The sequence below is a fragment of the Streptomyces sp. NPDC051567 genome (assembly GCF_044454165.1).
Lineage (GTDB): Bacteria > Actinomycetota > Actinomycetes > Streptomycetales > Streptomycetaceae > Streptomyces.
Map to the genome: position 1 here is coordinate 175919 of NZ_JBITDK010000010.1, position 21882 is coordinate 197800.

General features: G+C 74.7%; 15 protein-coding genes and 2 riboswitches. Of the genes, 8 read left to right on the forward strand and 7 right to left on the reverse strand.

The window, feature by feature from the left end:
• Window position 1: 1 nt before the first annotated feature.
• Both ACIA5F_RS14515 and ACIA5F_RS14520 read right to left on the reverse strand, forming a co-directional pair.
• Entirely contained in the window at window positions 2–1207 is a 1206-nt protein-coding gene (locus tag ACIA5F_RS14515) for an LLM class flavin-dependent oxidoreductase (RefSeq protein ID WP_399352632.1), read from the reverse strand.
• Between the two features lie 291 nt (window positions 1208–1498).
• On the reverse strand, window positions 1499–2518 hold the full coding sequence (locus tag ACIA5F_RS14520; RefSeq protein WP_399352634.1) for a LuxR family transcriptional regulator: 1020 nt from the start codon (window positions 2516–2518) through the stop codon (window positions 1499–1501).
• Between the two features lie 946 nt (window positions 2519–3464).
• On the opposite strand from ACIA5F_RS14520, the gene ACIA5F_RS14525 reads away from it, so the two are divergent.
• Both ACIA5F_RS14525 and ACIA5F_RS14530 read left to right on the forward strand, forming a co-directional pair.
• Window positions 3465–3989 (forward strand): stress protein, encoded by a 525-nt coding sequence (locus ACIA5F_RS14525; protein ID WP_399352636.1) that lies wholly within the window; start codon window positions 3465–3467, stop codon window positions 3987–3989.
• A gap of 71 nt (window positions 3990–4060) precedes the next feature.
• On the forward strand, window positions 4061–4600 hold the full coding sequence (locus ACIA5F_RS14530) for a hypothetical protein (protein WP_399352638.1): 540 nt from the start codon (window positions 4061–4063) through the stop codon (window positions 4598–4600).
• A 60-nt stretch (window positions 4601–4660) separates the two neighbouring features.
• Here ACIA5F_RS14530 and ACIA5F_RS14535 read toward each other — a convergent pair whose 3' ends face one another.
• From ACIA5F_RS14535 to ACIA5F_RS14555, 5 genes are read right to left on the reverse strand one after another with little or no spacing between them, the layout of a single operon-like run.
• A complete protein-coding gene (locus ACIA5F_RS14535) occupies window positions 4661–5506 on the reverse strand; it encodes an ECF transporter S component (RefSeq protein ID WP_399352640.1) in 846 nt (281 codons plus the stop codon).
• Complete coding sequence (locus tag ACIA5F_RS14540) at window positions 5503–7149, reverse strand: ABC transporter ATP-binding protein (protein ID WP_399352642.1); 1647 nt, start codon at window positions 7147–7149, stop codon at window positions 5503–5505. Before ACIA5F_RS14540 ends, ACIA5F_RS14535 begins: the two co-directional genes overlap by 4 nt.
• Entirely contained in the window at window positions 7146–8336 is a 1191-nt protein-coding gene (locus ACIA5F_RS14545; protein WP_399352644.1) for an energy-coupling factor transporter transmembrane component T, read from the reverse strand. Before ACIA5F_RS14545 ends, ACIA5F_RS14540 begins: the two co-directional genes overlap by 4 nt.
• Before the next feature lie 5 nt (window positions 8337–8341).
• Window positions 8342–9301: a hypothetical protein gene (locus ACIA5F_RS14550; RefSeq protein ID WP_399352646.1), complete on the reverse strand. Its 960-nt coding sequence runs from the start codon at window positions 9299–9301 to the stop codon at window positions 8342–8344.
• Window positions 9298–12198, reverse strand: a complete 2901-nt coding sequence (locus tag ACIA5F_RS14555; RefSeq protein WP_399352648.1) for a prenyltransferase/squalene oxidase repeat-containing protein — start codon at window positions 12196–12198, stop codon at window positions 9298–9300. Before ACIA5F_RS14555 ends, ACIA5F_RS14550 begins: the two co-directional genes overlap by 4 nt.
• 121 nt (window positions 12199–12319) lie before the next feature.
• Window positions 12320–12457: riboswitch (cobalamin riboswitch) on the reverse strand.
• A gap of 106 nt (window positions 12458–12563) precedes the next feature.
• Window positions 12564–12642: riboswitch (cobalamin riboswitch) on the forward strand.
• 112 nt (window positions 12643–12754) lie between these two features.
• Here ACIA5F_RS14555 and ACIA5F_RS14560 point away from each other — a divergent pair.
• The 6 genes from ACIA5F_RS14560 (at window position 12755) to ACIA5F_RS14585 (ending at window position 21880) form a co-directional block, all read left to right on the forward strand.
• A complete protein-coding gene (locus tag ACIA5F_RS14560; protein ID WP_399352650.1) occupies window positions 12755–14170 on the forward strand; it encodes a hypothetical protein in 1416 nt (471 codons plus the stop codon).
• Between the two features lie 296 nt (window positions 14171–14466).
• On the forward strand, window positions 14467–14706 hold the full coding sequence (locus ACIA5F_RS14565) for a chaplin (RefSeq protein WP_399352652.1): 240 nt from the start codon (window positions 14467–14469) through the stop codon (window positions 14704–14706).
• A gap of 568 nt (window positions 14707–15274) precedes the next feature.
• Entirely contained in the window at window positions 15275–16840 is a 1566-nt protein-coding gene (locus ACIA5F_RS14570) for a DUF4331 domain-containing protein (RefSeq protein ID WP_399352654.1), read from the forward strand.
• An 84-nt stretch (window positions 16841–16924) separates the two neighbouring features.
• Window positions 16925–18289 carry a hypothetical protein gene (locus ACIA5F_RS14575; protein ID WP_399352655.1) on the forward strand — a complete coding sequence of 455 codons (1365 nt, stop codon included), beginning with the start codon at window positions 16925–16927 and terminating at the stop codon, window positions 18287–18289.
• On the forward strand, window positions 18286–20001 hold the full coding sequence (locus tag ACIA5F_RS14580; RefSeq protein WP_399352657.1) for a nickel transporter: 1716 nt from the start codon (window positions 18286–18288) through the stop codon (window positions 19999–20001). Before ACIA5F_RS14575 ends, ACIA5F_RS14580 begins: the two co-directional genes overlap by 4 nt.
• A 46-nt stretch (window positions 20002–20047) precedes the next feature.
• Complete coding sequence (locus tag ACIA5F_RS14585; protein WP_399352659.1) at window positions 20048–21880, forward strand: alkyl/aryl-sulfatase; 1833 nt, start codon at window positions 20048–20050, stop codon at window positions 21878–21880.
• Window positions 21881–21882: the final 2 nt, after the last annotated feature.

The window sequence follows — 21882 nt, forward strand, 5'->3', positions numbered from 1 at the left end:
TTCAGGGTCGGGCGGCGGCGTAGCGGTTCGCCGGGCGGTCCAGGCCGAGCAGCCCGCGCAGGGTGTCCGCCTCGTAGGCGCGGCGGAAGACGCCGCGGCGCTGGAGTTCGGGCACCAGGGAGCGGGTGATGGCCGGGAGGTCGTGGGCGAGCACCCCGGGCCGCAGCCGGAAACCGGACAGCCCCGCCTCCCGCCACTCCAGCAGCAGCCCGGCCAGCCCGGCGGGCGTCCCGGCGAAGACGCGGGCGTCACTGGTGTACGGGGCGCCGTGCGCGGAGTCCAGCCGCCGGAGCCGGCGCGCGGCGGCGGCCGGGGAGGTGTCGAGGAAGACCGTCAGCTCCCCGAAGAGGTGGAGCGGCTCCCGCTCGCGTCCGGCGGCCCGCAGCGCCTCCCGGGCCTCACCGACGGCGGCGCGGGCCCCGGCGGCGTCGTGCGGGGTCAGGTACCCGAGGTCGGCCGACCGGCCCAGGAGCGCGTACGCGCCGCCGTCACCGGCGAGGACGCTGACCACGGGCTGGCCCTGCGGGGGGCGGGGGGTGATGGAGGGGCCCCGGACGCTGAAGTGCCGTCCCGTGAAGTCGACGGGGTGGAGCTTGTCGCGGTCGACGAAGCGGCCGGTGGCCACGTCACGGATCTCGGCGTCGTCCTCCCAGCTGTCCCAGAGCCGCCGGACCACCTCGACGTGGTCGGCGGCCTCGTCGTGGAGCCCGGCGAGGGGTTCCCGCGCGAGGGTGCGGCGGCCGAAGTGGCGGGCCTCGTCGGGGCGGGCGCAGACCTGGACGCGCAGCCCGGCCCGGCCCCGGCTGACGTGGTCGAGCGTGGCGAGGGCCTTGGAGAGGTGGAAGGGCTCGGTGTGGGTGGCGGTCACGGCGGGGACCAGGCCGATGTGCCGGGTCAGCGGCGCCACCCGGGCCGCGGTGAGGACCGCGTCGAGCCGTCCGCGGACCTGGTCGGTGCGGTGGTCGGCCCCGGTGGGGTGCGTGGACTGGAGGCCGAGGGAGTCCTCGAAGGTGACGAAGTCGAGCAGCCCGGCCTCGGCCTCGGTGACGAGCGAGGCCCAGTGGGCGGCGGTGAACAGCTCCCCGGGCCGGGCCCCCGGCTCCCGCCAGGCGGCCGGGTGCCAGCCGGCGCCGTCGAGCGCGACGGCGAGGTGCAGGGGGGCGGCGGGAGGGGCGGCGGGCGAAGGGGACGGCGGGGGTGCGGACACGTCGGAGCACGCCTTCCTGTTCCTGATCGGCCGTACCGCGAGAGCGCCGCAACGGCCGGCGGCGGTACTTCCCGGAACGCTACGCCGGACCCCGGTGGCGTTCAATGACCGCAGTATTAAGGAACGTTGGCGGCCGTGTTGCACCGGCGCGGGGAGGCCGCCGCCTCCCCCGGACACCCCGCCCCCACCCCGGTCCGGTGCGTTTCCGGGGCCCGGGAGGGGCGAGGAGGCGGGGGTGCGGGACGGCCGGGCGGGCCCGGCCGTCAGGGCCCGGCCGTCAGGGGCCGGCCGTCAGGGGCCGGTCGACGCCCGCGCCGGGTCGCCCGCCGGGACGGGCGGCGCCACGCCGTGGGTCCGCAGGGCGAGCAGGTAGCCCGCCTGGAAGCGGCTGTCGGCGCCGAGTTCGTCCATGAGCTCGGCGATGTGCCGTCGGCAGGTCCGCAGGGACATGCCCAGCCGCCGGGCGATCACCTCGTCCTTCGCACCGCCCGCCAGGCGCCCCGCGATGGTGTCCTGCAACTGGAGGGAGGTCGTCGCGGTGTACGAGGCGGCGAAGGGTTCCGCGAGCCCCCAGGCGGTGGTGAAGACGGAACAGAGGAAGGCGACGGCGGACGGCTCCCGCAGCACCACGGCCGCGTCGGGGTTGTCCCAGACGGGGAGGAAGACCGTCGCGCGGTCGAAGACCAGCATCTTGCCGAAGAGTTCGCCGAGCGTGCGGACCTCGGCCCCGGCCGCGCTCACGGCCTGGACGTACTCCTGGGTGCCCGGACTGTAGCGGGCCGTGTGCTGGTAGAGGGTGTGCAGCCGCACCCCGCGCCCCAGCATCTCCAGATCGCGCGGGAGCGCCCGTTCCAGATACCCGGCCGGGCGTCCGCCGCCGGGCTGGACGGTCAGCACCTCCTCGGTGCAGCGGGCCGCCGCGTCCGAGATCAGGAGCATGACGCGGTCCCGGGACTCGACGACCTCGACGGCGCCGGAGTCGCCGCTGCGGCGGTAGGTCTCCTCGTACAGGGGGATCAGGGAACTCAGCCGCGCCCGGGTGCGTTCGAGGCTCTCCAGGCGGCGGCGCAGCAGGTTCTCCTCGGGGCCGACGAGCTCGGCCGCCGCCGTGTACGGGCTGACCGCGCGCCACCGGGCCCGGGCGTCGTCGGCGTCGCGGGTGACCAGCCGGTGGCGCACCAGCTCGGCGACGGAGCGTTCCGTCTGGTCCTCGGTGAGCGCGAGCGCGGCGGCCAGGGCGGGTGCCGGAGCGGGGCCGTGTTCCAGCAGGCGGGTGTACAGCCGCAGCGCGGGCGCGCCGAGGTCCGGCATCTCCTCCGCTCCTGCCGTCGCGGAGGGTGGGGACGGAGGCCGTAGTAAGCCCCGGACCCCCTCCGCTGTCTCCTCTTCTATGGTTATGTCCAAAATATCTCCCCTCTCTTTCATGCCACGCACCTTGCTGAGGGTCGTCTCCCCTGGACCGCGAGTTCGGTTCAGGAGATTCTTGAGTTGTCGGAAAGAAAAACCCTCACCCGGGTTCTTCGCCAAGAATTCACTTTCTCAGGAGTACGGCATGAAGCTCACTCGGTTCCTCTGTGCGGCAGCGCTGGCCGCGGGTATTGCGGGCAGCATCGGAATGGGGTCGGCGTCCGCCGCCGCCACCGGCCCGGTCTCCGCGGAAAGCACCGCCACCTGCGCCACCCCTCGTCCGGGGGACACCGAGTGGAGCAACCCCGCGACCCACTGCCCGCCGATCCTCTAGAGCCCCTCTGGCCCTACAGGGTTCCCGCCACCACGCGAACCCCTCTGGAATGACCGATGACGAACCCCTCTCTCGACCGCAGGGAAGCACGTCTTCCCTGGTGGGCAGTGGTCTCACTGGTCAGCGCCGGCTGCTGCGCGGTCCTGCTGTGCCGCCGCTCCGCAGGTGGCCCGCCCTCCCGGGCGGCCCGTCTCCCCGGTGGCACCCGTCCCCTCCGGGACGACTCGGCCTCCCATCTCACCACTTCGTGGTGACGGAAATTACTCCTCCGGCATGACCTTCTGAAAGGTCGTGCCAGTAAAGCAGCAGACCGGTGTGAGGGAAAGACAGGCCGAATCCTCTCCGGTCTCAATTGGCCCCGCCCGCTCCTCCGCGCGGCCTCCCGGGTGACCTGCACCATGTGTGTTTTCCGAACCCCCGTATCCCCGTATCGCCCGTATCCCCGTCCGGGGAACCGCTTCGCGGCGATCCACGCCGCCCTCGAATGTCCGAAAAGTCACTAGAAGGAGAAATGTCATGGGTATGACCCGGAAGCGCATCGCCATCATGATCGTCAGCTCGGTCGCCGCCGCGGGCATCCTGCTGCCCTCCGCCGCCGCACACGCCGCCGAGGCCCCCGCCCCGAAGTCCGTGGTGTCGGTCCAGGCCGCGGTGCCCGGTGAGGTGGGCGCCCTGGGCGCCAAGGTCGACGTCGCCTCGGCCGTCCTCGACATCACCCAGAAGATCATCAACATCGTCACCAACGCCATCGAGCGGGGCCAGAACCGCGAGGGCTACGTGAAGAGCCTCATGGAGGGCGGCTTCTACGAGGCCGGCCAGCGCTACAACGTCATGGTCATCAACGACAGCGTCAGCCACTCGACCAACCTGCACGGCGTGGTCTACGACGCCAGGGTCAGCGGCATCCACGGCAAGTACCGGGTCCTGGTCTTCGAGTCCGGCACCTTCACCAACCACGGCGACGGCGGCTGGATCAACTGGGCCTTCCGCGGCTGGTTCGACCGCAACGGCGGCAACGTGACCTTCCACCGCTCCTGGTAGTACCGCCCGCCCGCCTCCCCGCACGATCCCCGCGCGCCCCCCTCCCGACCCACAGCCGAAGGACCACCGCCATGCGCCGTCACACCGCACTCGCCACCGTCGCCCTGACCGCCCTCGCCCTGACCGGGGCCGCGGCCCTCCCGGCCCAGGCCGCCGAACGCCCCGCCGCCGTCTCCGCCCAGGCCCAGGCCCCGGCCGCGACCCCGGCCGAGGCCCCGACGGCGCAGGCCCAGCCCGCCGCCGCCGCGAAGGCGGTCAGCGTCAGCGTCTCCATGGACCAGCTCGGCACCGGCGCCGCCGTCGCCAACGCCCTGAAGGGGATCAGTACGGACGACCGCGGGAGCTTCGTGCAGCAGGCCGTCGACAAGGCGTTCAACGCGTCCGGCGGCCGGCACAACGTGATGCTGTTCAACCTGAGCCAGGGGTACAACGACCAGTTCCAGAACACGAGGATCTACGCCAACGTCCAGTGGGGCAACATCTACTACGGCCTGTGGATCTTCGAGTCCGGCACCTTCACCAACACCGGTGACGGCGGCTGGATCAACTGGGGCTTCCGCGGCTGGTTCGACCGCAACGGCGGCAACGTGAACTTCCACCGCTCCTGGTGACGCCGACCGGCGGCCCCCTCCCGTCCCCCACCGGGGACGGAGGAGGGGGCCACCGGGCGTTCACGCGCGTTCCGTCTGCGGGCCGGTGGCCGGCCCGGCCGGGGCCCTGGGCTTCGCGAAGCGGACCGGCGCCTGGAAGCGGGCCTTGCGGGCCGCGCGCCGCAAGGTGGTCAGGACCGCCGGGCCCGCGAGGAGGACGCAGACGAAGGTGGTCACGGCCCGTCCGGTGTCCCAGCCCAGCGAGGTCGCCAGGTCGAAGGCGAGGTAGCGCTGGAACTGCTCGGTGAACGGCAGACCGGGCAGGTAGGCGATGGAGCTGTTCGGGTCGAGCGAGAAGGGCCAGAAGGACAGGTTCAGCAGGAAGCCGAAGAGGTAGCCGGAGAGCGACCCGTACCCGGCGAGCATCAGCACCTCACGGCGGCCGGTGGCCCGCGGCAGGAAACCGGCGAGCATGCCGACGAAGGCGCAGCCGAACATCTGGTACGGCATCCAGGGCCCGACCCCGCCGGTGATCAGCGCGGAGGCGAAGAGCGAGGTGCAGCCGAGGGCGAAACCGAACCCCGGCCCGTACACCCGCCCGGCCAGGACCAGGAGGAAGAAGACCGTCTCGATGCCCGCGGTGCCCGCGCCCAGCGGACGCAGCGCCGCGTTGACGGCCGACAGCACCCCCAGCATGGCCAGGGCCTTGGAACTGATCCCGCCCTCGGCGATCTCGGAGATCACCACGCACAGCACGACCACCAGCAGGACACCGAAGATCAGCGGCGGCGCGTAGTGCGAGCCGAAGGTGCCCGGCACCACCAGGAACGGCCAGAAGAACGCGACGATCCCCAGGAAGGCCGCCAGGGCGATCACCACCCCGGCGCGCGGGCCGATCCGGATGGCGGTGGCGGCCCGCCCGGTCACGAGCCGCTCCCGTGGCCGCCGAGGACGGCCGTCACCTGGCCGACCGAGAGGTAGGGGAGCGGGGCCAGGATCTTCGCGGCCTGCGGGGCGAAGACGGGGGAGGCGACGATGACCTCCGCGGTCGGCCCGTCGGCGACGACGTCCCCCTCCGCCATCACCACCACCCGGTCCGCGGCCCGCGCCACGAACTCCACGTCGTGCGTGGAGATCACCACCGCCCGGCCCTCGGCAGCGAGGCCGTCGACGATCCGGATCAGCCCGCTCTTGGCCCGGTAGTCGAGCCCGCGCGTCGGCTCGTCCAGCAGCAGCACCCGTGGGGCCGCCGACAGCTGGATGGCCAGCACCAGGGCCAGCTTCTGGCCCTCGGACAGGTCACGCGGGTGCGTGGCGTCCGCGATGCCGGGCGCGAGCCGGTCCAGCAGGGCGCGGGCGGACGGGCCGCCGGAGCCGGCCGACTCGGCGTCGGCCTGCCCCAGTTCCTGCCCCACGCTCTCCAGGTAGAGCAGGTCGGTGGGCGTCTGCGGCACCAGACCCACCAGCTGCCGGGCCTCGGCGGCGGACAGCTTGCGCGGGTCCCGGGGCTTCCCGCCGGACGCCGGGGCCACCGCCACCGAACCGGCCTGCCGCGGCCCCGAACCCTGGAGCGCCCAGAGCAGGGAGGACTTCCCGGAGCCGTTGCGCCCCATCAGCGCCGTGACCTCACCGCCGTGCAGCACGAGGGCGACCTCCCGGACGGCGGGCACGCCCTGGTAGGTCACCGTGACCCCGCGGGCCGTGAGGAGTTCGGGCCGGTCCGCCGCCGGGGCCGGACGCACGGGCGGCGGCACGGCCCGTCCCAGCCGGGTGCGCAGCGGCCCCGCCGCCCGGCGGGCGTCACGGACCGACAGCGGCAGCGGGGTCCACCCCGCCACCCGGCCCAGCTCCACGACGGGCGGCGCGACGGACGACGTACGGAAGACCTCGGCGGGCGGGCCGGAGACGACCAGGCCGTCGCCCGGCAGGTGGATGACGCGGTCGGCGTACTGGACCACGCGCTCCAGGCGGTGTTCGGCGAGGAGCACGGTGACCCCGAGGTCGTGCACGAGCCGGGTGACGGCGGCCAGCACCTCCTCGGCCGCGGTCGGGTCCAGGGCGGAGGTCGGCTCGTCCAGGACCAGCACGCGCGGATGGGCGGTGAGCACCGAACCGATCGCCACCCGCTGCTGCTGCCCGCCCGACAGCTCGTGCAGCGCGCGGTGGCGCAGATCGGCGAGGCCGAGGAGGTCGAGGGTCTCCTCGACGCGCTTGCGCATGACGGCCGGCGCCACCGCCAGCTGCTCCATCGCGTAGGCGAGTTCCTCCTCGACCGTGTCGGTGACGAAACCGTCGAGCGGGTCCTGACCCACCACGCCGACCACGTCGGCGAGTTCACGGGGCGGATGCGAGGCCGTGTCCCGGCCGTCCACGAGGACCCGGCCGTACAGCGTGCCGCCGGTGAAGTGCGGGACGAGCCCGTTGACCGCCCCGAGCAGCGTCGACTTGCCGACCCCGGTGTGACCGACCACCAGACACAGCTCGCCCTCCTCCACGGTCAGGTCCACATCGCGCAGAACGGGTCCGGCCGCGCCGTCGTACTCGACGGTGACCTGGTCGAAGGTGATCACGTGGTTCCGGTTTCCTCGGTGCGCGGTACGGGGACGCGCGCGGCGGGCGGGGTCGGTGGCGGGGCGAGGAATCCGGCGGCCCCGGCCAGCAGGATCGCGGCGGCCGGGACCGGCGGGAGCGTCGGCCAGCTCAGCGGGTAGAGGGAGGGGTTGAGCGCGGCGGCGTCGAAACCCGCGTTGCCGAAGAGCAGGACGGCACAGACCACACCGCAGCCCGCCACCGCCCACTCGGGCAGGCGCCAGGGGTCGGGCCGGTAGGTGGTCCGGATGATCCGGCGCCCCCCCAGGCGCAGCCCGGCCACGCACAGCACCGTCCCGGCGCCCAGCGCGGGCAGGCCGAGCAGCGTGGGCGCGGTGGCGTCCAGCAGACCGTACGCCCCCGCGCACAGCCCGCACATGCCGAGCAGCATCAGGGCCCCGGTCAGCCGGCGGGAGGCCCTGGTGGCCGTCCCGGCCCGGCCGTACCCGCGCGAGTCCATGGCCGCGGCCAGCCGCAGCGAGCGCTCCAGGGCGTCCTCCAGGACGGGGACGACGATCCCGCGCAGCGCCCGCAGCCCCTTGCCGCGCCCGGCCCGCAGCCGCCGCGCCCGGTGCACCCGCTGGACGCTCTGCACCAGTTGCGGCGCGACGCTGAGGGAGACGGTGACCGCCACGCCCAGCTCGTACAGGGCGCCGGGCAGGATGCGCAGGGCCCGCTTGGGGTTGGCGAGCGTGTTGGCGGCGCCGACGCAGCAGAGCATGCAGGCCAGCCGGAGCCCGTCGGTCGCGGCCGACAGCAGCGCTTCGAGGGAGACCGGTCCGCCGATCTGGATGCCCGCGTACCAGTCGGGGGTCGGGAGGTGGGGCAGCGAGAAGAGGAAGTGGTCGTGCGGGGTGATGCCCGTCGCGAAGACCGCCCGGAAGACGACCCGGATCGCGACGACCGTGAGCGCCAGGTACAGGTAGTAGACGAAACCGCGCGCCCAGGGCGCCTCGGTACGGCGCAGGGTGATGACGTAGCCGAGGACGGCGAGGACGAGGAGGAGCAGCAGCGGGTTGTTGGTCCGGCTGACGGCGGTGGCCAGGGCCAGGGCCCAGATCCACCACGCCACCGGGTGCAGGGTGCGGGGCAGGCGACGGCCGCCCGCGTCCGGCGCGGAGCCGGACGTGGACGTACGCGCGGGCGCGGCCGGGGTGGTGCGTGACACGTGACCTACTCCGTACGGCGGCGGCGCTTGGCGGCATGGAGGGCGGCGCCGCCGATGAGCACCACCAGCGCTCCGGTGACGACGGCGGGCAGGAACGATCCGGCGTCGTGCGCGGCCTCGGCGGCCGGGGCCGCTTCGACGACCCGGGCACCCGGCGACGGCGCCGCACCCGCGCCGCCGGAGGCGGCAGGCCCGGGGGAGGAGGACTGCGGTGCGGACGGCGACGGACCGACCGGAACCGGTTCCGGGACCGGCGACGGGACGGCGGAGGACTCCGCGGGGGCGGGTGCCGGTACGGGAGGCACCGGCGCGGTCGGCCGCGGCGCGGGCCCGGTGTCCACGCCCGGCGCCAGCGGGTCCGCGGTCCTGGTCTCCCGCGGGGCCGGGGCCGGATCAGGTTTCCCGCCGTCCGCCGGCCGCGCGTTGTGGGCGCGCAACTGGTCCGGGGTGAGCGTGGGTCTGCCCCGGGTCCCCTCGACGTCGGTGGAACCGAAGACCCACAGATCGACACTGCCCGGCCCCGGCTTGTAGAGCATGGCGCCGAGCCGGCTGTACTCCCAGGTGTTCTGCCCGGGTCCCGCGTGCCAGTACGACCAGTACGCGGCGGCGGGCGGGGTCAGGACGCAGTCCTCCTGCTCCGGGGGCGGGTACTGCTTGCCGCCCTGGTGGCCGCTGTACCCGATCCGGCAGATGAACGCCGGGCCGTCGTGGCCCGTGCCGGTGGTCCGCCAGCCGCCCTGGTTGAGGAGCTCGTACCCGGTGGTGGGCGTGGTACCGCAGGAGCGGTAGACGGGGCCGCCCCAGCGGCTGAAGTCCACCGCGAGCACCACCCCCGAGGAGGTGGTGCACTGCCCCATCGGCTGCGGGGCCGCCCCGGCCGGGCCGGCGGTCGCGCCGAGCGCGGCGGCCGTCAGGACGAGCGCGGCCGAGCCGTTGCCGAGGGCGCGCGCGATCCGGGCCCTCATCGCTGCTCACCGGCCGCCGTACGGCGCCTGCGCGCGGCCAGGCTCACGCACCAGCCGCCGAGGACGAGGGCGCCCGAGGCGACGGCGAGGGCGCCGGCCCGGCCCCCGGTGGAGGCGAGCGGCCCGCCCCCGGGGCCTCCTGCGGCTCCGCCGGTGACACCGGTGACGTTCGTACCGCCTGTGCCGTTCGTGGCGCCCGGGGTCCCGCCCGTGGTCCCGCCGGGGGTCACGATGACCGGCGCGCCCGTGGAGGAGGACGGGGAGGGGCGCGGGGCGGACGCGGACGGCTCCGGGTCCGGCGTGGGCTGCGGGACGGTCCCGGTCAGGCTGCGGTGGAGCACCCCGAAGGAGATTCCGGTGGCGCCGCCGACGGCCTGGGTGGAGGCCCGCACGTCGGAGCCGCGCTGGCCCGCCGCCGCGATGTTGAAGCCGCCGTCCGGGTTCTGCTGCGAGGCCAGGAACCCCAGCGCCCCGGCGATCCGCGCACCGTACTTCGGCACGTCCAGGGAGAGCGCCTGCACGGCCAGGGCCGCGGAGTTCACCGAGTCGCCCGCGGCGCCGGGGAAGCCGCCGTTCGCGAGCTGCCGGGAGGCGATCCAGGCGAGCGCGGTGTCCACGGCGCCCTGCGCCTTCGCGTCGGGGACCAGGTCGAGGGCCATGGCGGCGATCGCGGTGGAGTCCACGTCGGAGTCGCCCGTGGACGGGATCTGGCTCGGCCAGGCTCCCGTGGACTGCTGGAGACCGGCCAGGTACGCGACCGGTGCGGTGGCGGCCCGCCTCTCGCCCGCCCGCAACTGCGCCGTGACGCCCAGCGCCTGCCCGAACACCGAGGGCGTGTAGGAGTAGTTGCCCGGCGCCGCGCACCTGCGGTCCGGCTTCTCGCTGGGCGCCGTGCAGATGCCCTTGTCCAGGGCGGCGATCAGGTCCTGGCCGCCGAAGGCGCGCGGGTCGCGGCCGACGGTCTGGGCCAGCAGGGCGGTCTTGCCGATCGACCCGCCGCCCGCGGTCCTGCGGCCGACACCGGTCCAGTCGTGGACCCCGCGGCCCGTGCCGTCCTTGCCGCCCTTGTCGAGGAAGTCCACGACGGCGCGCAGCCTGTTGTCGTCGCGGCCGGTCGCGGCCAGCGCGTAGGCGCCGTCGATCGTGAGACCGAAGTCGGCGAAACCCGGGCTGGACTCGTAGTACCGGCCCTGCTTGAGGACCGGGCCGGTGAGGTAGGTGACACCCCGCCCGAGATCGGGACGCTCACCGGCCGGGACGGTCGGCGCAGTGGTGGGAGGCGTCGTGGGCGGGCCGGTCGGGGGTGTGGTCGGCGGGTCGGTGGGCGGAGTCGTCGGAGGCGTCGTGGGCGGCCGGGTCGGTTCGGGGGTCTTCGTGGTCAGGGTGACCAGGCTGGTGTCCCGGCCCGCGAGGACGGCCGTGGTCGTGGGGTAGAAGGCCGGGTCCGGGAGCCCCTCCTCGAAGCCGAAGCCGCCGTCCGTGAGCTGCTGCCCGGAGAGCCAGGAGACGGCCGCGTCGGCCCGGACGGTGTCGCCGAGGGCCCGCAGGGCCTGGGCCGCGTAGGCGGTGGCGATGACGGAGCCCGTGGTGGCGTCCGTGTAGCCGGGGAAACCGCCGTCGGGGCGCTGGGCCAGCGTGAGGTAGCTCCGGGCCTTCGACACCGTCGCGTCCTGCCCGCCCGCGTGCCGCAGCACGAGGGAGACGAGCGCGGTGGTCGCCGGGTCCGGGTCACAGTTCTCGCCCGGCCGGATCAGGAGGGAGGTGATGCCGCCGTCCGCGCACTGGAGCTGGGTCAGCCGGGTCACGGCCTCGGCCGGCGGGGTGACGCCCGCGCGCAGGACGGCCAGCAGGGCCAGCGCCTGGCCGTCCGCGTGGCCCGCGTCCAGGAAGTCGCCCTTGCCGGTGCAGCCGGGCGTGGACCCGCTCTCCGGGCCGGCGGGACAGACGTTCTTCACCAGGTCGCCGATCAGGTCGCGTCCGCCGAAGGCGCGCGGGTCGCCCCCGGTGACCTCGGCGAGCAGCGCGAGGCGGCCGGCGGCGTTCGCGTCGGGTGCCCGGTCCGGGCCGGCCGGGTAGGCGTACGCGTCGGTCTCCGCCGCCAGGAAGGCGGTGATCCGGTCGAGGGCCGGGCTCCCGCCCTCCGCCGCGGCCAGCGCGTAGGCGGCCTCGGTGGTGAGGAAGTGGTGGGGGGCGTCCGCGCCCTCGTCGACGACGCGTTCGCCGTCGGTGAGCCGTCCCGTCAGCCACCGGGCGGCGGCGGGGACGTCGATCTCGCGGCCCGGGACGGGCGGCCCGGGGGTGGGGCTGGTCGTGGGGTCCGGCCCGGGGGCGTCGCCGCCCGCGCGCACCTGGTCGGGGGTGAAGGAGGGCCTGCCCGTCGACCCGCCCACATCGGTGCCGCCGAACACCCAGGCGTCGACGTCGCCGTCCTTCGGCACGCGGTCCATGGCGCCGTACCGGCTGTAGCTCCAGTCGGCCTGGCCCGGGGAGGCCACCCAGTACGACCAGTAGGCCGTGGCCTGCGGGGTGAGGACGCAGTCCTCCTCGTCGGGGGTCGGGTACCGCGTCCCGGCGGCGAAGGGGCCGTAGCCGATGCGGCAGATGAAGGCGGGGCCGTCGTGCTCGGTGCCCGTGGTGCGGAACCCGGCCTCGTGGAGCAGTTCGTAGCCGGTGGTCGGCGTCGGGTCGCAGCCCCGCTCGACCTTGCCGCCGAAGGGGCCGAAGTCGACGGCGACGACCGCGCCCCGCGTCGCCGTGCACGGGTCGAGGGGGTCGGCGGCGGCCGGTGTCACTGTGACGAAGGCAACGCCCGTGCCGAAGGTGAGGAGTACCGCCGCTACGAGGCACGGCCATCGCCGCCCGCCCCTGCGCCGGACTGTCTGCTCTGCGGTACCCACCACGGCCCCTCGTGTCGTCCGGGCGGGCAGAGCGTGGCACATCGGGCCCCCGCGCACGGCGGATGCCGTGGGGGAGCCGGTCGGACCACGCCGTAGTCCGCGACGGCGTTCTCTCGCTGTATGAGCTGCATGACCTGACTCCAGGCATTCCGGCTCGCCCGCACTCTGTACGGGCACACGGTTGCGGGTCAGCGCCGGATTCAGACCGGCTTCCCCTGGAGTTGAGTGCTTATCAGACGGAGTGAAACACGCGGCCGAAGACAGCGTCAAGGTGGCCGGAACCCCACCCGCCGCCACGGGCCCGGGGCCTGCGGGCAGGCTGGCGCGCCCATGATCCCTCCGGTAGCGTCCGGGGCTGCCACGTGGGGGAACCCGGTGCGAATCCGGGGCTGACGCGCAGCGGTGTGGGAACGGCAGGGGGCCGTTCACCGAGCCCGAATGCCCAGGCGGCAGTGATCGAAGGAAGCCGTACCACGCGTTCGGACGGCGGCCACCGCCTCCGGAGCCGCGGCTGCGGCGGGGTGTGTCCGGCCGTCCCTCAGCTCAGGAGCAGGCCATGTCCCGTCCCCGTACCGCCCGTCGCGCCGCACTGGCGATACCCGCCGTCCTCGGCGCTTTCGCGCTCACCGTGCCGCCCGCCGCGGCCACCTCCTCGCCCGCGCAGATCGCGACCTCGAAGACCAACGGCGTCTCCTACCTCAAGTCCCTCCAGGCCGCCGACGGTTCGTACGCGGGCTCCGGTCTCTCCAACGAGTGGGCCTTCAGCGTCTTCGCCGCCGCGGGCACCGCCGCGGTGGACGTCACGCCCGGCGGCGACGCGACCAAGAACGCGCGCACCGTCTACCGGAACCTGCTGTCCGGCGCGGGCTGGCCCTCCGCCACCCCGGTCGTCACCGACTACGAGCGCGGTGCGCTCAACGCGTACGCCGCCGGGATCGACCCGGCCCGCGTCTCCGCCTCCCGCAACCTCGTCGCCGACGTCTACGGCTACTGGCAGAACGCCGAGGCGGGGTACTTCGGCCCGTCCGGGAACTACAACGGCACGGTCTTCGCGGCCCTCTCCCTGGGCGGGGCCCGGACGCAGACCGGCGGGCAGCGCGTGCCGCAGGCCCTGCTCGACTCGATGACCACCCGCATCCGCGCCAACCAGCACAACGACGGCGGCTGGAACTTCAGCAAGGCCGAGGGCAACCCGGCCGCGCTGGCCTCGGCGAGCGACATCGACATGACGGGCGCCTCGATGGCGGCCCTGTGCGTCTCGGGCGTGCCCGCCACCGACGCGGACATCGTTCAGGCCAAGGCGTTCCTCAAGAGCAAGCTGGTGGCCGGCACCGGCGCCCTCAACGGGATGTTCGGCGCGAACACGAACTCCAACGGCTGGGCCGTCTCCGGCCTCAACGCCTGTGGCATCAACCCGCAGACCGGCGACTTCCTCACCTCCATGGGCAGGACCCCGGTCGACTTCCTGATCGCCCAGCAGTTCAAGCCGGGCGGCGGCTTCAAGTACCTGCCGAGCGACACCTCGCCCTCCGCCTACGCCTCCATCGACGGCCTGCGCGCCGTCACGGGCGGCGGTTTCACCTCGGCGCCCCCGGTCCCGGTGACGGCCGGTGCCGCACGGTGGGCGGCCGAGAGCGCGTTCACCCCCGGTACGGCGTCCAAGCTGGCCCTGACCGTGGACGACGGGGCCGGCGGCCTCAAGGTCTGCTCGGTCACCGTCACCCCGACCGGCGCCACGACCACGCTCGGCGAGGTCCTCACCGCCGCCACCACGGCCGCGACGCCGTCCGGCTGCGTCACCGGGGTGACGCCGTCCTCGGGCGGCTCCGGCGCCGTCACCGCCGTCAACGGCAAGGCCAACAGCGGTGCTTCGACCTGGAAGGTCAGCATCGACGGCTCCGCCTTCGCGGGCGCGGACCGCTCCACGGCCGTCGCCGTGGGTGACACCATCGCCCTGCGCCGGGGCGTCTGACCCCTGGCCGGGAGGGACGTACACCGGCCGGGAGGGACACCCGCCACCGCGTCCCTCCCGGCCCGGCCGCCTCTCCCGGCCCGGCCGCCTCTCCCGGCCCGGCCGCCTCTCCCGGCCCGGCCGCCTCTCCCGGCCCGGCCGTTCGGCCCGGCCCGTCATCCGTTCGAGCGAACCGGCGGCCGGCGGCCCAACCGGCCCGGCGGATGCGACGAAGACCCAGGTGAGGGACCGGCCCGGCCGGTCCCCCGGAAACGGTCCGCGGTCCCGCGGACCGGTACTCATCTGTGGAGGCACCCATGTCCCGTGTACTCAGGAGCGCGGCGCTCGCGCTGGCGGCAGCCGCCGCGGTCGTCGGCGGCGCCCCGGCGGCCTCGGCCGACGCGGGGGCGCAGGGCCTCGCCGCGTACTCGCCGGGCGTGGCGTCGGGCAACCTCGTCCAGATCCCGGTGCACGTGCCGGTCAACGCCTGCGGGAACACGATCGGCCTGATCGGCCTGCTGAACCCCTCCTTCGGCAACGTCTGCGTCAACAGCTGACGCCCACCCCGCCTCCGGCCCGCCGCCGTTAACGGGGCGGCGCGGGCCGGAAGGTCCCCCGACACGCGCCGGTAACGGCCGCGCCGGGGGCCCGGCCGCGGGTGGCGGTTTCGGCGCCGCCACCCGCGGTACACCCCTTCCTTGTCTCTTTCCTTCCCCCCTCCTTCTCCCTTCCTTCTCTCCCGACCGTTGTTGCACATGTCTTGCAACAACGGGCCCCGGACCCTTTCGGCCCAGTGGACCGCCCTCGTGTCGCGAGAAGATCCGGCGCCGCGATCTTGGCCCCTCCACCGCCGTCACCAGCGGGTTCGGGGGAGCGGTCGCCACGAACGGGGCACCACCGCCCCGTGAGGTGGCCACCGGGACACCACCCGACGTGCTTGTCTGCCGCTGCGCAGCGATGCGTGGTGGTGTGTCCCGGCCCGGCAGTCCCGTTGCCTTGCCTGCCGGAGGGGACAGTGCGAGTCCGCTCGCCGCGGTGCCGACCGTTCTTCCACCCCCCCACACCCGTCTTCCCTCCGCGCCGCCCCCGGGCCGCACAGGGGAGACCACCGTTGGAAGGAACCCTGTGAAGGCAACCCCGGCCGGGCCCCGTTCGCGACGAGTCCTCGACCACTCCCTCCTGGTGCTCGGCGCCGGCGCCCTGGCGACCGGCATGGGCCTGCTGACCCTCGCACCGGGCATCAGCGCGGCCTCCAGCCACCGCGAGGCACCGCTCATCGCCGGTGACCCCCGCGCGGACAACACGGACGTCTACGCGTTCACCAGTCCCGACCGCCCCGACACGGTCACCCTCCTCGCGAACTGGATTCCGTTCGAGGAACCGAACGGCGGCCCCAACTTCTACGCCTTCGGCGAGGACCTCCGCTACAACATCAAGATCGACAACAACGGTGACGGGGTCTCGGACACCACCTACACCTGGCGCTTCACCAACAAGGTCCGTGACGCGGCCGGCCAGTTCCTCTACAACACCGGACCGGTCACCTCCCTGACCGACCCGGACCTGAACTTCCGCCAGGTCTACGACCTGGTGGTCTCCCACGGCGCCGAGAGCAAGGTCCTGCTCTCCGGAGTGCCCGCCGCCCCCTCCCGCGTCGGCAACGCCTCCATGCCCGACTACGGTTCCCTGCGCGCCCAGGCCGTCCGCACCCTCCCCGGCGGCGGCAAGACCTTCGCCGGACAGGCGGAGGACCCCTTCTTCGCGGACCTGCGCGTCTTCGACCTCCTGTACGGCGGCAACCTCTCCGAGCGCGGCCAGGACACCCTGGCCGGGTACAACGTCAACTCCGTCGCCCTCCAGATCCCCAAGAGGGAACTCGCGCTCAAGGGGAACGCCACCCGCAACCCGGTGATCGGCGTGTGGTCGACCACCGAACGCCAGGGCGTGCAGGTCGCCGACTCCCGCACCGCGCACGCCCCGTGGAAGCAGATCTCACGCCTGGGCAACCCCCTGGTCAACGAGGTCGTCGTCCCGCTCGCGTACAAGGACGCCTTCAACACCCTCAACCCGGACCAGGACCGCACCGTCAAGCCGGTGGTCGACAAGGTCTACGACCCGGTCCTGCCCAAGCTCATCCAGCAGGTCTACGGCGTCCCCGCCCCGGCCACCCCCCGGGCCGACCTCGCCGAGATCTTCCTGACCGGCATCTGCAAGGCGTGCGGGCCGATCAAGGCCGACCTCAACGCGCACCGCCTCAACCAGGACGCCCGCCCGAAGGACATCGTCCCCGCCGAGGAACTCCGCCTGAACCTGGCCGTACCGCCCACCGCCCGGCCCAGCAGGCTCGGCGTCCTCGCCGGTGACCTGGCCGGCTACCCCAACGGCCGCCGCCTGACCGACGACGTCATCGACATCTCCCTCCAGGCCGTCGAAGGCGCCGCCCAGACCGGACAGCTCGTCCCCGCCCTCGCCGCCGGAGACAAGGTCGACGCCAACGAGGTGCCCTTCGCCACGGCCTTCCCCTACCTGGCCCTGCCGCACACCAAGTCCGTCAACAGCGGCCCCGGCGGCTCCGACACCGTCCGGCAGTCGTCGCTGAAGCCCTCCCACGCCGCCGGGATCGGCGCCGCGGGTCTCGCCCTCCTCGGCGCCGGCGCGCTGCGCCTGCGCCGCCGCGCCAGGACCAGCTGACGCCGGAACCGAGACGGACGGTCACCGGTGCCCGGCCCCTCCCCGGGCCGGGCACCGGTGACCACCGACAGGGGAGAACACCTCATGCACCCGGACGACCCCGGACCCGGACCGGACCCCGTCCCGCCCCCGCCGCCGCGCACCCGCGGACGGCTGCGCGGCGCCTTCGCCGCCCTGGCCCTGGGCGCGGTCATGTTCACCGTGGGAGCCGTCGGCCTGGACCCGCCCGGCCCTCGCCCCCCGGACACGGCCGCCCCCACCGGCTCCCCGGCCCGGTCCCGCGACCCGGCCCAGGCCCTGCGGGAGCGGGTGGCCCGGCTGCCCCGGGACGCGGGCGCCTGGGCCGCCCTGGGCATGGCCTACGTCCAGCAGGCCCGCACCACGGCCGACCCCGGCACCTACACCCGGGCCGAACGGGCCCTGCACCGCTCCCTGTCCGTCCGGCCGGACGGCAACACGGCCGCGGAGACCGCCACGGCCGCGCTCGCGGCGGCCCGCCACGACTTCCCCACCGCCCTCACCTGGGCCCGCCGCGCCACCACCACCGACCCGTACAGCGCGACGGCCTTCGGCGCCCTCGCCGACGCCCTCACCCAGCTCGGCCGCTACGAGGAAGCCTCCCGGGCCGTGCAGCGCATGAACGACCTGCGCCCGGACGCCTCCGCGCTGGCCCGCGCCTCCTACGCCTTCGAGCTGCGCGGCGACACCGCCCGCGCCCGCACGCTCATGGAACGCTCCCTCACCGCCGCCGCCACCCCCGCCGAACGCTCCTTCGCCCACGCCTGCCTGTCCGCCCTCGCCCTCCAGGACGGCGACGCCGCCCGCGCCCTGGCCCAGGCGGTACGAGGACTGCGCGAGGACCCGCAGGACCCGGCCCTCCTCGAAGCCCGCGCCCGCGCCCACGCCGCCCTGGGAGAGAACCGGCAGGCCGTCGACGCCTACGAGGCCGCCCTCGCCGTCGCCCCGCTGCCCCACTACCTCCTGGGCCTCGGCGAACTCCAGCAGTCCCTGGGCCACCCGGACCGGGCCGAGGCCGCGTACGAGGTCCTGCGCGCGCAGGAGACCGTACGCCGGGCCGGGGGCGAGGCCCCGGCCGACACCGACGCGATCCTCTTCGAGGCCGACCACGCAAGCCCCGGACGGGCGGTGACGATGGCCCGGGAGACCCTGCGGACCCGCCCGTTCCTCGCGGTCCACGACGCCTACGGCTGGGCCCTGCACCGGGCCGGACGCGACGAGGAGGCCCTCGCCCACGCCGACGAGGCCCTGGCCCAGGGCACCCGGGACACCCTCTTCCACTACCACCGCGCGGCGATCCACCACGCCCTCGGCGACGAGGACGCGGCCCGCCGCGACCTCGGGGCGGCCCTGCGCGGCGCGCCCCGCTTCCCTTCCCCGCACGCCGCCGCGGCGCGTGCCCTGCTCCAGCGGATCGACGGCACCCCATGAACCCCACCCCGCGCCGCGCGGCGCTCACCGCGGTCTCGGCCGCCCTGGTCACCGCCGCCTGCCTGCCCCCGGCCACCGCCGCCCAGCACCACCCCCTGGGCAACTTCACCGTCAACTACCACACCGGCCTCACCCTGTACCCCGACCGCGTCGAGGCGACGGTGATCGTCGACCGCGCCGAGATCGCCACCGTCCAGGAACGCCCCCGCGTCGACACCGACCACGACGGCGAGACCACCCCCGCCGAGCGCCGGGCGTACGCCCGCACCGCATGCGAGGACCTCGCCGGACGACTCCACGTGGACACCGGGGGGAAACCGCTGCGCTGGCGGCCCTCCTCGGCCGCCCTCGGCCACGAACCCGGCGAAGCAGGCCTCAGCACCAGCCGCCTCACCTGCGCCTGGACCGCGCCCGCCGACCTCTCCCGGGCCGCCGCCGTCGACCTGAGCACCGCCTACGACACCCGCCGCATCGGCTGGCGCGAGATCACCGTCCGGGGCCGGGGCCTGCGGATCACCGGTACCGCCCTGCCCGCCGTCTCACCCACCGGCGAACTGCGCCGCTACCCGCAGGACCCGTCGGCCCGCCCCCTCGACCAGCACTCCGCGAGCCTGCGCACCGAGCCAGGGACCGGCACCGGTGACGGTGACGGCGGCGCTGGCGGGTCCGCCGAGCCCGGGGCCCTCGCCGCGGGGAGCGCGGCGCTGCCCGCGGCGGGCTGGGTCCGCCAACGGCTCGACGAGGTCGCCGCGCTCTTCGACTCGCTGGTCGGCGCCCGCGAACTCACCGTGCCCGTCGGGATGCTGGCCCTGCTGCTGGCCCTCGTCCTCGGCGCCTCCCACGCGGTGCTGCCCGGACACGGCAAGACCCTCATGGCCGCCTCCCTCGCGGGCCGGCGCGGCACCCGGCGCGACGCGCTCACCGTCGGCGCCACGGTGACCCTCACCCACACCGCCGGGGTCCTCGTCCTCGGCCTCGCCCTGCCCGCCGCCACCCACCTGGCCGGGGAATCGGTCCTCACCTGGCTCGGCGCCGCGAGCGGAGTGCTCGTCACCGGCATCGGACTCCGGCTGCTCACCCTGGCCCTGCGGGGCCGCCCCTCCCACGGCCACCACCATCACCACGACGGAACCCACGGACACGAGCACCACCATCACGGCCACGGCCACGGCCACCGTCATGACCACGACGACCCGCACGAGCACCCGCACCCGCACACCCCTTCCGTCCCCGCCCCCGTCCCCGTCCCCGCCCACCCGCACCCGACGGCCGGGGCGGGCGCCGTGGCCACCCTGGACCGGCCGGAGACCACCGCCCATGCCGCGGCGCCCGCCACCGCCGCGCCCGCCCCGGTGATCCCCTCGCCCCGGCGCGCGGGCCGGGGCGGGCTCATCGGCATGGGCGTCGCCGGGGGACTCGTCCCGAGCCCCTCCGCGCTCGTCGTCCTCCTCGGCGCCGTCGCCCTGGGCCGCACCGCCTTCGGCGTCCTCCTCGTCCTCGCCTACGGCCTGGGCATGGCCGCCACCCTCACCCTGGCCGGCCTCCTCCTCGTCCGGCTGCGGTCGCACCTCGGGGCCCGCCCGTGGACCAGGGCCGTCCGTGCCCTCCCCGCCCTGCGCGGACTCGCCCGCACGGGCCCGGCCGCCACCGCGCTCCTCGTCGTCCTCGTCGGCCTGGGCCTCACCGCGCGGGCCGTCCTCGGCGCCGGGTAGCCCGGGCCCGAGGGCGCTCCGTCCCGGGGTGAGGTATCTCTAAGACATGGATCTTCCCGACTTTCCGGACTTCTCGGATGTTCAGGACTTCGCCGACGCGGACCGCGGATTCGTGGCCGCCGCCTCACCCGCCGTGGTGCGGGCGGCGGACGGCCGCGTGGTCTGGGACAACGACGCCTACGCCTTCCTGGACGGCGACTGCCCCGACACCGCCAGCCCGAGCCTGTGGCGCCAGAGCCGACTGGCCGCGCGGCAGGGCCTGTACGAGGTCACCGAGGGCATCTACCAGGTCCGCGGCTTCGACCTGTCCCACATGACCCTGGTCGAGGGGGACAGGGGCGTCGTCGTCATCGACCCGCTGATCTCCGCGGAGACCGCCGCGGCGGCCCTGGCGCTCTACCGTGAGCACCGCGGCCCCCGGCCGGTCACCGCACTGGTCTACACCCACTCCCACGTCGACCACTTCGGCGGCGCCCGGGGCGTGCTGCCCCACGGCCACGACCCCGTCCCCGTCGTGGCCCCCGCCGGATTCCTCGAACACGCCGTCTCCGAGAACGTCTACGCGGGCGCTGCCATGACCCGCCGCGCGGTCTACATGTACGGCTCGGAACTGCCCAAGGCCCCCGACGGCCAGATCGGCGCGGGCCTGGGCCAGACCACCTCGGGCGGCACCGTCACCCTGATCCCCCCGACCCTGGACATCACCGCCACGGGCCAGGAGGAGACGCTCGACGGCGTACGGATCGTCTTCCACCTCACCCCGGGCACCGAGGCCCCGGCCGAGATGAACTTCTACTTCCCCGCCCACCGCGCGCTGTGCATGGCCGAGAACGCCTGCCACACCCTGCACAACATCCTGACCCTGCGCGGTGCCCTCGTCCGCGACGCCCGGGTCTGGGCCCGCTACCTGGACGAGGCCCTCGTCCTCTTCGGCGCCGACAGCGACGTCGCCTTCGCCTCGCACCACTGGCCCACCTGGGGCACCGACCGGATCGCCGCCTTCCTCAGGTCCCAGCGCGACCTGTACGCCTACCTCCACGACCAGACCCTGCGGATGCTCAACCGGGGCCTGACCGGGCCGGAGATCGCCGAGGAGATCGAACTGCCCCCGGCGCTGCGGGGCTGGTCCGGACGCGGCTACTACGGTTCCGTCAGCCACAACGTCAAGGCGGTCTACCAGCGGTACATGGGCTGGTTCGACGGGAACCCCGCGCACCTGTGGGAACACCCGCCGGCCGAGCAGGCCAGACGGTACGCCGACCTCGCGGGCGGCATCGAGCCCCTGATCATCGAAGGACTCGCCTACGCCGAACGCGGCGACCTACGCTTCGCCGCGACCCTCCTCAACCACGCGGTCTTCGCCCAGCCCGGCCACACCGGGGCCCGGCTGGCCCTGGCCGGGGTCTACGAACAGCTGGGGTACGGGGCGGAGAACGGCACCTGGCGCAACTTCTACCTCATGGGCGCCCTCGAACTGCGCGGCGCCGTCCGCGCCGGCGTCCTGGACATGAGCAACCCCGAGATGTCCGCGGCCCTGACCGTGGACCAGGTCCTCGACTCCCTCGCGGTCCGCGTCGACGGCCCCCGCTGCTGGGACGTCTCCCTGGCCGTCGACCTCGAACTGACCGACCTGGACCGCACCTGGCGCCTGGAGCTCTCCCACGGCGTGCTCATCCACCGCAGCCGCCCCTCCGCCCGGCCCACCCCCGGCGAGACCCCGGCCGAACTGACCCTGACCCTCACCAGGCCCCAGCTCCTGGCGGTCCTGGCCGGCCAGGAACCCGACTCCGTCACCCGCACCGGCGACCCCACCGCGCTGGCCCGGCTGACCGCCGTGCTCGACACCCCCGGACCCGACTTCCCCGTCGTCACCCCCTGACC